Annotated in this window: 13 protein-coding genes; 9 read left to right on the top strand and 4 right to left on the bottom strand. The window is 59.3% G+C overall.

All coding sequences use genetic code 11. From position 1 onward, the window contains the following. Positions 1 to 10 precede the first annotated feature (10 nt). Entirely contained in the window at positions 11 to 598 is a 588-nt protein-coding gene (locus tag AC5JQH_RS13170) for an RNA polymerase sigma factor (RefSeq protein WP_008173164.1), read from the bottom strand. Between the two features lie 224 nt (positions 599 to 822). Here AC5JQH_RS13170 and AC5JQH_RS13165 point away from each other — a divergent pair, with 224 nt between their 5' ends. Then, the gene (locus AC5JQH_RS13165; protein WP_092033770.1) at positions 823 to 1,740 is read left to right on the top strand and encodes a DUF4382 domain-containing protein; all 918 of its coding nucleotides are present in this window, start codon (positions 823 to 825) and stop codon (positions 1,738 to 1,740) included. Positions 1,741 to 1,787: 47 nt separating this feature from the next. On the opposite strand, the gene AC5JQH_RS13160 is transcribed toward AC5JQH_RS13165, so the two are convergent. Further along, positions 1,788 to 2,369 carry a tetratricopeptide repeat protein gene (locus tag AC5JQH_RS13160; RefSeq protein WP_482930844.1) on the bottom strand — a complete coding sequence of 194 codons (582 nt, stop codon included), beginning with the start codon at positions 2,367 to 2,369 and terminating at the stop codon, positions 1,788 to 1,790. Next, positions 2,366 to 4,696, bottom strand: coding sequence for a penicillin-binding protein 1B (mrcB, locus tag AC5JQH_RS13155; protein ID WP_039881991.1), 2,331 nt, complete (start codon positions 4,694 to 4,696; stop codon positions 2,366 to 2,368). The genes AC5JQH_RS13160 and mrcB overlap by 4 nt, the downstream gene beginning before the upstream one ends. Positions 4,697 to 4,853: 157 nt before the next feature. Between mrcB and AC5JQH_RS13150 the strand changes: the two genes are divergently transcribed. The 3 genes from AC5JQH_RS13150 to AC5JQH_RS13140 are packed head-to-tail and all read left to right on the top strand — an operon-like array spanning position 4,854 to position 7,181. Next, positions 4,854 to 6,404, top strand: a complete 1,551-nt coding sequence (locus AC5JQH_RS13150) for a bifunctional aminoglycoside phosphotransferase/ATP-binding protein (RefSeq protein WP_493805979.1) — start codon at positions 4,854 to 4,856, stop codon at positions 6,402 to 6,404. Between the two features lie 40 nt (positions 6,405 to 6,444). Then, positions 6,445 to 6,813: a pentapeptide repeat-containing protein gene (locus AC5JQH_RS13145; RefSeq protein ID WP_014575923.1), complete on the top strand. Its 369-nt coding sequence runs from the start codon at positions 6,445 to 6,447 to the stop codon at positions 6,811 to 6,813. Then, positions 6,810 to 7,181: a Rieske (2Fe-2S) protein gene (locus AC5JQH_RS13140; RefSeq protein WP_053114252.1), complete on the top strand. Its 372-nt coding sequence runs from the start codon at positions 6,810 to 6,812 to the stop codon at positions 7,179 to 7,181. The genes AC5JQH_RS13145 and AC5JQH_RS13140 overlap by 4 nt, the downstream gene beginning before the upstream one ends. Here the strand turns inward: AC5JQH_RS13140 and sfsA are convergent. Beyond that, complete coding sequence (gene sfsA, locus AC5JQH_RS13135; RefSeq protein WP_493791885.1) at positions 7,165 to 7,896, bottom strand: DNA/RNA nuclease SfsA; 732 nt, start codon at positions 7,894 to 7,896, stop codon at positions 7,165 to 7,167. The two genes, AC5JQH_RS13140 and sfsA, sit on opposite strands and share 17 nt — an antisense overlap. A gap of 179 nt (positions 7,897 to 8,075) precedes the next feature. On the opposite strand from sfsA, the gene dksA reads away from it, so the two are divergent. The 5 genes from dksA to AC5JQH_RS13110 all read left to right on the top strand — a co-directional run bounded on the left by dksA (position 8,076) and on the right by AC5JQH_RS13110 (position 14,041). Next, on the top strand, positions 8,076 to 8,516 hold the full coding sequence (dksA, locus tag AC5JQH_RS13130) for an RNA polymerase-binding protein DksA (protein ID WP_008173182.1): 441 nt from the start codon (positions 8,076 to 8,078) through the stop codon (positions 8,514 to 8,516). A gap of 61 nt (positions 8,517 to 8,577) precedes the next feature. Beyond that, complete coding sequence (gene gluQRS / locus AC5JQH_RS13125) at positions 8,578 to 9,450, top strand: tRNA glutamyl-Q(34) synthetase GluQRS (RefSeq protein ID WP_008173183.1); 873 nt, start codon at positions 8,578 to 8,580, stop codon at positions 9,448 to 9,450. A 50-nt stretch (positions 9,451 to 9,500) separates the two neighbouring features. Further along, entirely contained in the window at positions 9,501 to 9,677 is a 177-nt protein-coding gene (locus AC5JQH_RS13120; RefSeq protein WP_008173184.1) for a hypothetical protein, read from the top strand. Beyond that, positions 9,667 to 12,630: an ATP-binding protein gene (locus tag AC5JQH_RS13115; protein WP_493791886.1), complete on the top strand. Its 2,964-nt coding sequence runs from the start codon at positions 9,667 to 9,669 to the stop codon at positions 12,628 to 12,630. Before AC5JQH_RS13120 ends, AC5JQH_RS13115 begins: the two co-directional genes overlap by 11 nt. A 7-nt stretch (positions 12,631 to 12,637) precedes the next feature. Continuing rightward, positions 12,638 to 14,041, top strand: a complete 1,404-nt coding sequence (locus tag AC5JQH_RS13110) for a sigma-54-dependent transcriptional regulator (protein ID WP_008169641.1) — start codon at positions 12,638 to 12,640, stop codon at positions 14,039 to 14,041. The last annotated feature ends 40 nt before the right edge of the window (positions 14,042 to 14,081 follow it).

The raw sequence follows: 14,081 nt of genomic DNA, 5'->3' as shown, positions 1-14,081 counted from the left end.
TGTCTTCACCTCACTCCCCCACACGTCCGGCCGGCTCGGTTGGTTCCAGCTCCCGCTGCAATTTCTTTCGCAGGGCGGCCCGACACCTGTGCAATCGCGATTTCACGGTTCCCAACGGGATGTCCAGCACCTCCGCGATGTCTTCCTGGCGCCAGCCGTCCACATCATGAAGCAACAAAAGAGTTCGCTGATCGGGCGTCAGAGTCATCATGACCCGATCCAACGCCGGTCCAAGGCGCGACTGCTCCAGTTGCAGATCCGGGCCAACACTGTCGGATTCAAGGCTGTCCAGCCAATCGGCCTGGCTTTCACTGCCTACCAGCTCCGTCAACGGGCGGTCACTCTGTCGGTTCTTACGCCGCACCTGATCAATAAACTGCCTGTAGAGCACCCGATTCAGCCAGGGCCTTAGCTGGTCAACGCTTTCCAGCTCATCAAGCTTTGGGAATAGCTTGACCACCACATCCTGAACCAGATCCTCAGCATCCTGTTGCTGACCCGCCAGACGGTAAGCAAACCGGTACATCGCATCCAGATGGGGCCGCACCAGGGCGTCAAAACGCCGGGACTTCGAGGGCTTGAAAGGAAAAATTGCCAAAGCCGTTGTTTACCTGCGTGGGTTCATGCCAGCGGCGCAGTCTATCTCAAGTCGCCGGGCCGATGCATTGGCCGCGTTCCCGATCTGACGATTCAACGGTTGCCCGGACATTAGGGAACGTTAACAAAATTTCCGGAACTCTGCCCTCTACCGCAGCGTGAGGGTGGAGTCAGGTAGCGATGTTGCTTCGCTATGAGTCCAGCAAATAAACCTTGGAGGTTTATATGAAACGTTCGATCCGCATTTTCACCATTTCGGCCCTGGCTGCAGGTATTGCCGCCTGTGGCGGCAGCGGTGACGGAAGCAGCACTGCTTCTACCGGCACGGTTAACGTAGGATTAACCGACGCGCCTGTAGATAACGCCCAAGAAGTCAACATAGAAGTCGAGGCATTGGTACTGCAACACACCAATGGTGACCGGAAACGTTTTGATTTCGACATGGCGGAACCAGTAAACCTACTTACATTGACCGGCGGAACCGTGATGTCCCTCTTGGCAGATGAAGAGGTTACTGCCGGCGATTATTCCTGGATGCGCTTGGAACTAGGCGATGGCAACACGATTGTTATCGATGGTGGCGTATTCGATCTGACAACTCCTTCAGCCCGAGGCGTTCAAACCAGCGGATTCATTGTGCCTGCAGGCGGCGAAATTAATCTGACCATCGACTTTGATGTGAGAAAATCGATCGTAAATCCTCAGAACGATCCTGACGTTTACCGATTAAAACCGGTTATTCGGCTGGTCGACAATTCGGAGGTAGGTACCATTGCGGGAACAGTTGCTACAGAAGTCATCAGCAATCTTTGCAGTGATGCGAGCGTCAGCTCACCGGAAACGTATAACGGCAGCGTGTATATTCATGAAGGCTTCGATGTTGAACCAGATGATATCGGTAGTGATCAAGAGCCTCTTGTTGCCGTTCCGGTAAATTACGATGGCGATCAGTTCGCTTTCACTGCAGCATTTATACCCGAGGGCAATTACACGGTCTCATACACCTGCGATAATGATGAGATCGAAACTGCAGAAGGTGAACCCTCCGATGATGAACTCAGCTTCATCACCGGCGACAGCCAGGTTGAGGTAGTTAGCGGCGAGACCTCCACAGTCGATTTCGAAGCCTCAGCTCCGGAATGACCACAAAAAAGAGGGGCATAAGCCCCTCTTTTTTGTTTACAACATATTTATAGCGCTGCGGCCCTTTCCTCCGCCTGATCCGCACCCGCCACATTACCTCGAGCCCGGCGAATATCCGCCAGCAACAGCCAGCCGGCTCTCTGCAGCCGAATATCACTTCCCGCCAGGGACAACCCCTTCAGGGTGAACTGCTCCGCTGAGCCCAACTGATTACCCGCCACATAGGCCTCGGACAATTTGAAATACACCTCCGCAGATCGGGGGGCGATCCGCTGTGCCCGTTCGAGGCGTGCGATAGCGCCAGAGATCTTACCTTGGGCCAACAGCTGATCGGCCTCACGTACCAGGCTGAGCGCCGCCGGTGAGAGCCCATCCCCGGTTTCCCGATAGCTAGGGGAGCTGGACCGGGCCGGTTCCCGGGTTTCCGGAGCCACCTCTGGCTGTTCGCTCTTGCGCCACACGGGGGCTTCGCTTTCTTCGCTATCAGTACTGGTTCTGGGTGGTTCCGGCGCCTTGGCCGGCTCACTGCCGATCGGCACGTAGATTCCGCCTCCTGGCCCGGAAGCACAACCGGCCACGGACAGCAGCGTGGCGATCAGGGCAGTCCTTAACGAAAGTCGGTCAATCATTGAAACAGTCCTTCAAACCAACCCCGGATTCGACGTTCCAGAGTTCCGGAGCATGAAATTGTCTGCGTGGGTTCACTACCAGCAATGTAGGGCAGCAGACGGGCATTGTCGCAGTATTCGTCTGTGAGTGCCTGCTGCTCCGAATTCACCCAGTGATAACTGACCCCGTCGGGTACCACCGGCGAGAAGCCGTGCTGGGGAACCTGCGCCATAAACCTCGACCACACTGGCAGAGCGCCACTGGCCCCGGTCAGTGAAGTTGGCCCGTTATCATCCCGCCCAACCCAGGCCACCGCAAGCAGGTCGCCACTGAACCCGGCAAACCAGGAGTCCCGACCATCATCGGTGGTGCCGGTCTTGCCGGCAAGACTGAGCTCTTCAGGCACCGTGTAATAGGCAGAGCGTCCTGTCCCCTCCTGCATGGTTTCCTGCATGGCGTATTGCACCAGGTGCACGGCGGCGGGATCGGCCACTTGCTCAACTTCAAGACTGTAACGGGATAGCGCCTCACCGCCGGCGTCCGTGACTTCACGGATCGTGCGCAGCGGCGTATTGAAGCCGGATGTCGCCAGCCCCTGGTAGATCTGCGCCACGGTCACCGGGCTCATGGAAACCGAGCCCAGAAGCATCGACGGGTAACGGGAAATCGGGGTATCGACTCCGAACGCTGTCAGCGTCTCCTGCACCCGATCCACTCCGATATCCAGCCCGACACGCACGGCAGGCAGGTTGTAAGAGCGGGACAGGGCCTTGTGCAGGGGTACTTCGCCCCGCTCCTCGCCATCGTAGTTCTTGGGCTGCCAGCGTTTGCCATCGTCGAATTCCAGGGTAAAGCTCTTATCCAGCACCGGTGTGGTCAGGGTATACCTCTCCGGCTCCTGCAACGCCGACAGATAGATAAACGGCTTGATCAACGACCCGATGGGACGGTTGGCATCCAGTGCCCGGTTGAACCCGGCAAATTGCGGATCGCGGCCACCCACAAGTGCCAGCACTTCCCCGGAATCCTTCGCCGTTACCACCAGAGTCGCTTCCAGCGCCTCGGCATTCTGCCCGCCGCCCAGCCTCGGGAGGGTATAGGTTACCGCATACTCTGCCGCGTACTGGATCGCCGGGTTCAGGGTCGTGAAAATCCGCAAACCTTCACTGCGCAGATCCTCTTCCTTGTAATCGCGGGCAAGGTGTCGCCGGACCAGATCGATATAGGCCGGGTACCGATTTTCCGAATACGACGGGCGCTCACTGACGCCCAGCGGCAATCCACGAGCCCTGGACGCGCGCCCCGGCTCAATGAGGCCGGCCTGTTCCATTTCAGAAATCACCAGATTCCGCCGCTCGGTTGCGCGCTCCGGGTGGCGGCGCGGATTGTAGTAACTGGGGCCTTTGACCATGCCCACCAGCAACGCAATCTGATGCACATCCAGATCCTTGAGGGATTCGCCAAAATAGAACTGGCTGGCAAGACCGAAACCATGAATGCTGCGCGTACCGGCTTGTCCGAGGTAGACCTCGTTCAGATAGGTTTCGAGGATATCGTCTTTTTCATAGTGCAACTCCAGGAGCACCGACATCAGCGCTTCGTTGGCCTTTCTCACCAGCGTCTGCTCTCGAGTCAGAAAGAAGTTTTTCACCAATTGCTGGGTCAGCGTGCTGCCACCCTGAACGATGCGCCCGGCCTGGATGTTGGCAAGCATGGCCCGGCCAATAGAAAGTGGCGCGATGCCGAAATGGTCGTAGAAATTACGATCCTCCACCGCCATCAGAGTGGTGGGCAACAGGGCCGGCACTTCATCCAGCTGAACCAGCACCCGGTCCTCCTTGTGCGCCGGGTAGATGCCGCCAATTTGCGCCGGCTCAAGCCGCACAATCGGGGCATTATCGCCTTCAATCACCGAAAAGCCCTGAACCCGATCGCCAGATATCATCAGTGAGATCCTGCGACTGGGTTCATCGCCGTCCGGGAAGGAAAAGCCCCGCGTACTGATCACAAAGCGATTGCCCGTGCGCTGGTAACTGCCGGATTTCCTGCCGTCACCCTTACGGAAACCGGAGAGGCTCAGTTCCCTCTCCAGGGCGCCGGCACTGACGCTGGCGCCATCGAAAAGCTCCAGAGGGCGCGCGTAAACCCGGGACGGAACCTCGAAACGCCGGCCCTCGAATCGGGAGGTCACCACGGCATCGAGGTAAACCATCCAACCAGCCAGCAAAACGAGACCGATGGCACATAACCGGAACATAAAACGCCAGAACCACGGCCGGCGACCGTTGTTGGAGGAACGTCTGGAGGGCTTTCGCCTGGGGCTGGAAGATGCTTTGGATTTTTTCATGCCGCGATTATAACGAAGGGAGCGGTGAGGAAGGCAGGCCATCCGTGTGTTATTTCTGTAATCTGCCCGTTATGATAGAGCAAGAAAAATCAATAGGTTCAGGGAACGCGAGGAGAGCACGGTGAGTGAGACATCCCCAGGCAAGCTGATTCTGGCCATGCAGAATCCAGACCTGTACGACCATCCTGTCGATGGTTTCCAGGTTATCGAAACTCACATCTCACAGGTGATCCTGACCGGTGACTACGCCTACAAGATCAAGAAGCCCATGGATTTCGGCTTCCTGAACTTCTCCACCCTCGATCGCCGAAAGCATTTCTGCGAGGAGGAGCTCAGGCTCAATCGACGCCTGGCGGAAAAACTGTATCTGGAGGTGGTGCCTATCACCGGGACGCCGGAAGCCCCTATTCTGGATGGCGAGGGCGAGGCTTTCGAATACGCCATCAAGATGCGCCAGTTCGGCCAGGATCAGCTTTTCGATCGCCTGCAGGAACAGGGGGAGCTGGCACCCGAGCTGTTGACCGATCTTGCCCGGCAGGTCGCCGCCTTCCACGATCAGTTACCGGCCGTGCCGGACGAAAAACCGCTTGGCACCCCGGAAGCCGTGTTTGCCGCCATGCAGGAGAACTTCGACCAGATCCGTCCGATGATTGACGATTCGGATCTGCTTATGCAGCTGGACAACCTCCAGGCCTGGACCGAATCCACCTTCGAGCGCCACCGGGAGCTGATTGCCCTTCGCCGCGCCAGCGGCATGGTGCGGGAATGCCATGGCGACCTCCATCTCGCCAATATCACCCGCTTCGAGGACGCGGTAACGGTTTTCGACTGCATTGAGTTCAACGAACCGTTCCGATGGATCGACGTGATCAACGATCTCGCGTTCCTGTTGATGGATCTGGAGTCCCGTGGGGAGAGCGCCCTTGCCAATCAGGTGCTCAATACGTACCTGGAATACCGCGACGACTTCGAAGCCCTGCCCTTGTTGCCGCTTTATAAGGCATACCGGGCTATGGTGCGCGCCAAGATAGCCCTGTTTACCATGGGGAACCCGGGGCTCACCGATGCTGAAAAAGCCGACCTGATGCAGCGCTATCGAGCCTACGCCCAGCTGGCCGAGGATTACGGCACTATTCCGAATCACTATCTGCTGGCAACCACCGGGCTGTCCGCCAGCGGCAAGACCTGCGTCAGCGCCGCCATGGCCAATGAACTGGGGCTGATACGCCTGCGCTCCGATGTCGAGCGCAAGCGCCTGCACGGACTGGCCCCTCTCGACAGCTCCCGCTCACCGACCGGTGGCAATCTGTATACCGAGGAAGCGACAGAGAAAACCTATCAGCGGCTGGCGGAGCTTGCCAGTCACGTTCTGGCAGCCGGTTTCCCGGTGATTGTGGACGCCGCCAGCCTGAAACAGAAAGAGCGGGCCCTGCTGGCATCGATAGCCGAAGATCAGGGTGTGCCCTTTGCCCTGATCCATTGCGAGGCGCCGGAAGATCTGCGCCGGGAGTGGATCCGCAATCGCAAGGGCGATGCCTCCGAGGCAACCGAGGAATTGCTGGACGCCCAGCAAACCTGGTTTGAACCGTTAACCGCGGAGGAGAAGAGCCACACCATCCACCTGCACACTGACCAGGAGCATGTGGCAGAGGCGGTGGCCGACCGGATCCGCCAACATCTGGGTATCCCCGGCGGCAAGGCCGACTAAGAACAACAACTGGCTCCCACTGGCGAGCGCGAGGTTCGATATGGACGATAAAAGCGAACACGAAGTACATCAGATCAGTCACCCGCTCTACGATATTCTTCGTAGCGAAGACATGCAGGCGTTCAATGCTGAAAAGGCAAAGCTTGCAGAGTTACCCAGTTTCGCCCATGGCGATTTCCGGGGTCTGGATCTCAGGGGAATGGATGCCAAGGGGCTGGATTTCCGCCACGCCTACTTCCGGGGCGCCGACCTGCGAGGTGTCGACTTCTCGAAATCCCGAATGGAAGGCTCCAGTATTGCCAGCGCCAAGATTTCCGGCTGCTATTTTCCGCATCGTCTGGACGCCGATGAGATCGTCATGTCCCTGAATCACGGGACCCGCATGCGATACACGATCTTGCCGAAATGAGCAGCGTCCCGCATACCTGGCAGCCCGTCTGTCCGGCCTCCGAGCTGACACCGGGCCAATTCGTGGAATTCCGGCTCCGGGAGAAGGCCCGGGAGCCGGCAGGCATGCCGCTGACCGGGTTCCTGTTTCTGGACGGTGGCACGCCCCGCGCCTACCTGAACATCTGCCCGCATCTGGGCGTTGAACTGAACTGGATGCCCGGCCGGTTCATGGATTCCGACAACCTGTTTATCCAGTGTTCCACCCACGGCGCCCTGTTCAAGCCCTCAGACGGCGAATGCATTGCCGGGCCCTGCCAGGGCGATGCGCTCACCCAGCTGGACCTGCGGGAGCGGGACGGCCAGATTGAGGTCAGACTTCCAGAATAACGGGCACCGATTCGGTCAGGGTCAACACACCTGTTGGCGTGCCGTCGCTCTCGCTCAGATCGGCACGATAGGCGATCACTTCCACGCCAGAATCGCAGGCCTCCCGCAGTAACTCACCGTATTTTCGATCAATATGGTCCGCCGGGCGAACGGTTTGAATACCGGTGTGATTCACCACGAAAAACAGCACCGCGCGATCGCCCTGCTCAACCTGGGCAATCAGCTCCCGCAGATGCTTCTGGCCGCGCTCGGTCACCGCATCCGGGAAGAAACCCTGACCATCCTCCGCCAGCGTGACATTCTTGACCTCCACCCAGGCATCGGCGGCGGTGTCGTGGCCAGACAGCAACAGGTCAATCCGGCTTTTCTCGGCGCCATATTTCACCTCGGCGCGGCACTCCGGGTAACCGGCCAACTCAACCACGGTACCCGTCAGCACGGCCTCCCGGGCCTGGCTGTTCGGCCGGGCGGTGTTCACGCAGGCCAGTTGCCCGGGCGAGGTTTCCACCAACTCCCAGGTGTACTGGAGTTTGCGCTTGGGGTTATCGCTATGGCTAAGCCAGACTCGCGCGTCCTCCGGCTGACAGCCCAGCATGGAGCCGGTGTTCGGACAATGGGCCGTAATTTCTAAACCATCCGGCAGACGCACGTCTGCCAGAAAGCGTTTGTAGCGGCGGATAAGCCGGCCTTCAACCAGCGGTTCTGGAAACTTCATGTGATCTCCGTACAAAAGTCGATGTCACAAGGCTGGCACCCCCGTGACTAATCTGCTATTTTCCGCAAATTCCCGTTTCAGGACGAATGCTTCATCCAGGGTACAACCGCGCAGCCACGGGGGCTCACGCGGAGGGAAGCAAACCGTTCTTGTGAAGTACAAACAAGAGGCCGGGTTCAATGGCAACTACTGCAGAACAACCACGCGAACGTTTTACCAACTTCACCCCCTATGAAATGAAGAAGGGTGAAGAGTACATGAGTGCGGAAATGCTCCAGCACTTCAAAGATCTGCTGCTGCAATGGAAGCAGGAGCTGATGGAAGAAGTCGACCGCACCATGCACCACATGCAGGAAGACGCCGCAAATTACGCGGATCCCAGCGATCGCGCAACCCAGGAGGAAGAATTCAGCCTGGAGCTGCGTACCCGCGACCGCGAGCGGAAGCTGATCAAGAAGATTGACCAGACCATCGACCGCATCGACAAAGACGACTATGGCTTCTGCGATCAGTGTGGCGTGGAAATCGGTATCCGCCGTCTGGAAGCTCGACCAACAGCCACCCTGTGCATCGACTGCAAGACACTGGCCGAGATTCGCGAACGCCAGACCGGCATCTGAGCCTACTACGCAACAGCTGCCGGTTGGGGCTCTTCCCAGCCCCGCCGGCTGACTGACCGCCATGAACAACCCTCACTACCGGGGCCGGTTTGCGCCCTCTCCGACAGGCCCGCTGCACTTTGGCTCCCTCGTTACCGCACTTGCCAGCTTTCTGGAAGCCCGCAGCCAGGGCGGCCAGTGGTTTATCCGCATTGAAGACCTGGATCCTCTGAGAGAGCCGCCGGAGGCGACCGGCCAGATCATTGCCAGCCTTGACGCCCACGGGCTGTTTCCCGACGAGCCGGTACGCTTTCAATCCAGACGTCACGACGCCTATCAGCACGCCGTTAACCGGCTGCTTGAAAGCGGCTACGCGTATCGTTGCCAGTGCTCGCGCAAGGAATTGCAGGCCAATGAGGGGCGCCACCCGAACCAGTGCCGCACTCGCACAGAAATCGACGGTGACCGGCCATTCGCAATCCGCTTTGCCCTCGAAGACGAAGACTGCCACTGGCAGGACCAGCTGCTGGGACCCCAGCACCAGACGGTGCAAGCAGAGCTTGACGATCCGGTCATCCTCCGCAAGGAGGGGTTCTACGCCTATCAAATGGCGGTGGTGGTCGATGACATTGATCAGGGCATCACGGACGTGGTGCGTGGTTCGGATCTGCTGGACATGACGGCGCAGCAGCAACAGATTTATCGTGCCCTGGGTGCTCTTCCTCCACGCTGGCTTCACATCCCGGTCATACTCAACGCGCAGGGTCAGAAGCTGAGCAAGCAGACCCATGCGCCAGCTCTTGATGATGACAAGCCTGTCGACAACCTGTTCATGGCGCTCGTTGCTCTTGGTCAGAACCCGCCTGCCAACCTTGCCAGCGGTTCGCTGGATTCGCTGCTGGAGTGGGGCCGGAGTAACTGGCGACGGGGCGCCATCCACCTGACATCCCGGTGAGGGACATGGTATAAAGCCCTTCTCACACCTCAGCGCGGATAGCATGCCTGATGTATATCTACCGTCTGGTCTTCCTGTTGGTACTGGCCATCTATATCTTTTCTCCCAACATCCTTGACTGGTGGACTTCGCCGGGAAACGTCTGGTATAGCCCCTACCTTATCTGGGCCGGGCTGATCGCCATCGGTTTCTGGCTTGAATGGCGGCGGGACCCCAATGAGTTTTAGTCCCTCCGGCCTGCTGCTCGCCAGCCTCCTGTATCTGATTCTGCTGTTCGGCATCGCCTGGTTTACCGAAAAAGGCATGGTCCCCCGGCGCTGGGTTCGCCACCCCCTGGTTTATGTGCTCAGTCTGGGTGTCTATGCCGGCATATGGGCGGTCTACGGCGCGGTTGGTATGGCCGCCGAATCCGGCTACGGCTTTCTGGCTTACTATCTCGGCATCAGCGGCGCTTTCCTGCTGGCGCCTGTGCTTCTGAACCCGGTCATGAGGATCGGACGCGCCTATCAGCTCACGTCCCTCGCCGATCTGTTTGCCTACCGCTACCGAAGCCAGTGGGCTGGCACCCTGGTCACCCTCTGCTCCGGCGGGGCCATTCTGGCCTTGCTGAGCATGCAGATACAGGCCGTCGCCACCTCTGCCAGCATTCTTGCGCCGGACACATCGCCTGCGGTAATCAGCGTAATGTTCAGCTTGATCGTGGTGCTTTTCGCCATGCTATTCGGGGCAAGGCGCGACCAGAACTCGGAAAACCATCAGGGACTGGTGCTGGCCATTGCTTTTGATTCGCTGGTGAAACTTGTGGCATTGCTGGTGCTCGGGGGCGTCATTCTCTTCGGGGTCTTTGACGGCATGAGCGGACTGGAAAGCTGGCTGGACAACCGGACGTCGCCAGCCACAACCATGACCCTGAGCATTGACGACGGCAGTTGGCGGGCACTGATGCTGATGTCCTTTGCTGCTGCTCTGGTACTGCCACACATGTACCACATGACCTTCAGCGAAAACCCCTCGCCCAAGGCCCTGGCAAAAGCCAGCTGGGGCCTGCCACTCTATCTGTTGCTGCTCGGCCTGCCGGTGCCCCTGATTCTCTGGGGAGGCCAGGAGCTGGCGGTGACCACAGGGCCCGGATTCTTTGCCATCGGGGCAGCCCAGGCCATGGAAAGCCCGGCACTGACACTGCTGATGTACATTGCCGGCCTGTCAGCGGCCAGCGGCCTGATGATCGTCAGCACCCTGGCACTGGCGGGCATGGCGTTGAACCACGTGGTGTTGCCCCTGAAAACCCCGAAAGACCAGGGCGATATCTACCGGTGGCTGCAGTGGATCAAGCGCCTGCTCATCGCCGTGATCATTTTCCTGGCGCTGCTGTTTCATGAAGTTGTCGGCAAAAACCTCGACCTGTCCATTCTCGGCGCCATTTCCCTCTCCGGCACTTTGCAACTGCTGCCCGGCGCCCTGGGCGTGATTTACTGGCCCGAGGGCAATCGCCGCGGCCTGATCGCCGGCCTTGTTGTCGGGCTGGCCATCTGGGTGGTGACGCTCGTGCTGCCATTCTCGCACACGGCCAATCTGCTGGCCTGGCTGGATGCGCCACTGATACCGGACTACAGCAACTGGCATATCTTCACGTTCGTAAGCCTGACTGCCAACATTACCGTGTTTGCGCTGATTTCCATCCTCAGCGCCAGCACCAGTGAGGAGAACAGCGCAGCCCAAGCCTGCTCACTGGGCGCACTGTCCCGTCCGCAACGCCGTGAATTGCTGGCCACGTCCTCCAGTGACTTTGTGAGACAGTTAGCGGAGCCGCTGGGCTACGGTGTGGCGCGGCGAGAAGTGGAGCGGGCACTGGGCCAGTTGAAACTGCCCAATGTGGAGTATCGGCCGTACCAGCTCAGGCGACTGCGCGACCAGGTGGAAATAAACCTGTCTGGCCTGCTCGGCCCCTCCGTGGCCCGGGACATGGTCAAGCGCCATCTCGGCTTCAAGCCCATGGCCCAGGGCGGCACTGCCCAGGACATCCGCTATGTAGAACGCGCCCTCGGCGACTACCAGAACCGATTGACCGGCCTGGCCGGCGAGCTGGACAACCTGCGCCGGCATTACCGCCAGACCCTTCAGAACCTGCCGATTCCTGCCTGCTCCGTGGGCGAGGACGGTGAAATCCTGATGTGGAACCACGCCATGGAGGCGCTCACCGGCATCACCGCCGATGACGTGGTCGGTGCCAGGCTGATGGCACTGCCCGAGCACTGGCACCTGCTGCTTGATGACTTCAACCGTGGCCCGGACCTGCATCGCTACAAGCATCGCCTGGACCTGCGTGGCAAACCCCACTGGCTGAACCTCCACAAAGCGGCCCTGAGCGGACCGGACCACACCGAAGGTGGCAGCATTATCCTGGTCGAGGACCAGACCGAAACGCGGCTGCTTGAGGACGAACTGATGCACAGCGAACGGCTGGCATCGGTGGGAAGGCTCGCCGCCGGTGTCGCCCACGAGATCGGGAACCCGGTCACCGGTATCTCATCCCTGGCCCAGAACCTGAAACTGGAAACCGACAACCCGGACATCCTGGACACCGCTGACCAGATCCAGCAGCAGACCCGGCGCATCTCTACCATTTTGCAGTCGCTGATGAACTTTGCCCGCACCGGCAATCATGCCCAGGCCAACCGGTACGAGCCGGTAGCGATTCATCGCTGTGTGGAAGAATCAATCAACCTGCTGTCGCTCAGCGACAAGGGCCTGGGCATTCACTATGTCAACGACTGCCCGCCCTCTTTGCAGGTGCTGGGAGATGAGCAGCGTCTGGTCCAGGTATTCGTCAACCTGCTGGCGAACGCCCGCGATGCCTCACCGGAAGGCGGTACCATCCGGGTCAGTGGAAAGGGCGATGGCTACTCCGCTATCATCGAGGTGGTTGATGAGGGCTCCGGTATTCCCGGGGATCAACTCGATCATATCTTCGAGCCGTTTTACACCACCAAGGCCCCCAACAAGGGAACCGGTCTTGGCCTGTCGCTGGTGTACAGCATTATTGAAGAGCACTATGGCAACGTTCAGGTGGAAAGCCCGGCTAATGCCGACACCGGCCGCGGAACCTGCGTGAGGCTGAGATTGCCAGCCTACGAACCGGAAACCGGCACTATTGCCATCAGCCAGAACCAAAGGTCTTGAGACTGTTATGCCTCGCATTCTGATCGTGGAAGACGAAGACATTATTCGCTCGGCAGTGCGCAAACTGTTGTTGCATGCCGGCTATGAGGTCGCCGATGCGGCCTCCGTTGAGGAAGCCGAACAGAACCACGAACCCGATCAGTTCGATCTGATCATTTCCGACCTGCGTCTGCCAGGCGCTGCGGGCACCGAACTGATCAATCGCGCACCCAACACGCCGGTGCTGATCATGACCAGCTATGCCAGCCTGAGATCAGCGGTGGACTCCATGAAAATGGGCGCCGTTGAGTACATCGCCAAACCGTTTGATCACGATGAAATGCTGGCCGCGGTCGAAAACATTCTGGCCCGGAAACCCGCCGGCCGGAACTCGGGTGACGACTCGGCACCAGCCCTGGAAACGCCGGAAAGCAGCGATCCTGCCAACATCATGTTCGGCCAGTGTGAGCCAATGCAGCGGGTGTTCACGCTGATCCGTAAAGTAGCACCGACAGAAACCACTGTCCTGATCCAGGGCGAATCAGGAACCGGCAAGGAGTTGGCGGCCCGCGCCCTGCACCTGCTCAGCCCGCGCGCTGCCAAGCCGCTGATTTCGGTCAACTGCGCGGCCATCCCCGAAAGCCTGATTGAATCGGAACTGTTCGGCCATGAAAAGGGCGCTTTCACCGGCGCGGTATCGGCCAGGACCGGCCTGATCGAGGCCGCCGATGGCGGCAGCCTGTTTCTGGACGAAATCGGCGAACTGCCGGCCGAAGCCCAGGCACGCCTGCTACGGGTTCTGCAAGAGAGCGAGATCCGGAAAGTCGGCTCCACCCAGAGCCGTACCGTCAACGTGCGGATGATTGCCGCCACCCACCGAAACCTCAAGGCCATGACGCGTACCGGGGAATTCCGGGAAGACCTCTACTACCGGTTGAACGTCATGCAGATCCGTATCCCGCCGCTGCGTGAGCGCCAGAGCGATATTCTGGGACTGGCCCGCCGCTTCCTGAAACGCCAGGGCGAGAGAATGGGCAAGCCCGATCTCAATCTAAGCCCCGAGGCGATGCGCGCCCTCGAACGCCATCGCTGGCCGGGAAACGTACGGGAACTGGAGAACGCCATTGAGCGCGCAACCATCCTGTGTGACGGCGACGTGATCACGCCCTCATTGCTGGACCTGGACAGCGAAGGCAGCGACGAATACATCCCCGAGACTCTCGTGGACGGCAACAACGAGCAGACACATACCCGGGAGGTGGACGCGTCCAACGATCTCTCCCTCGAAGATTACTTCCAGCATTTTGTTCTCGAGAACCAGGACCGCATGAGCGAGACAGAATTGGCGCAGAAACTGGGCATCAGCAGAAAATCGCTCTGGGAACGTCGCCAGCGTCTCGGCATACCCCGGAAAAAATCCTCTGGCAACTGAGTCCGGCATAGTATGAACCCGGGCTCAGCTGTTACCCCAT

This window comes from Marinobacter sp. H13, from assembly GCF_059072335.1.
This window is presented reverse-complemented; position numbering and strand designations above follow the sequence as displayed.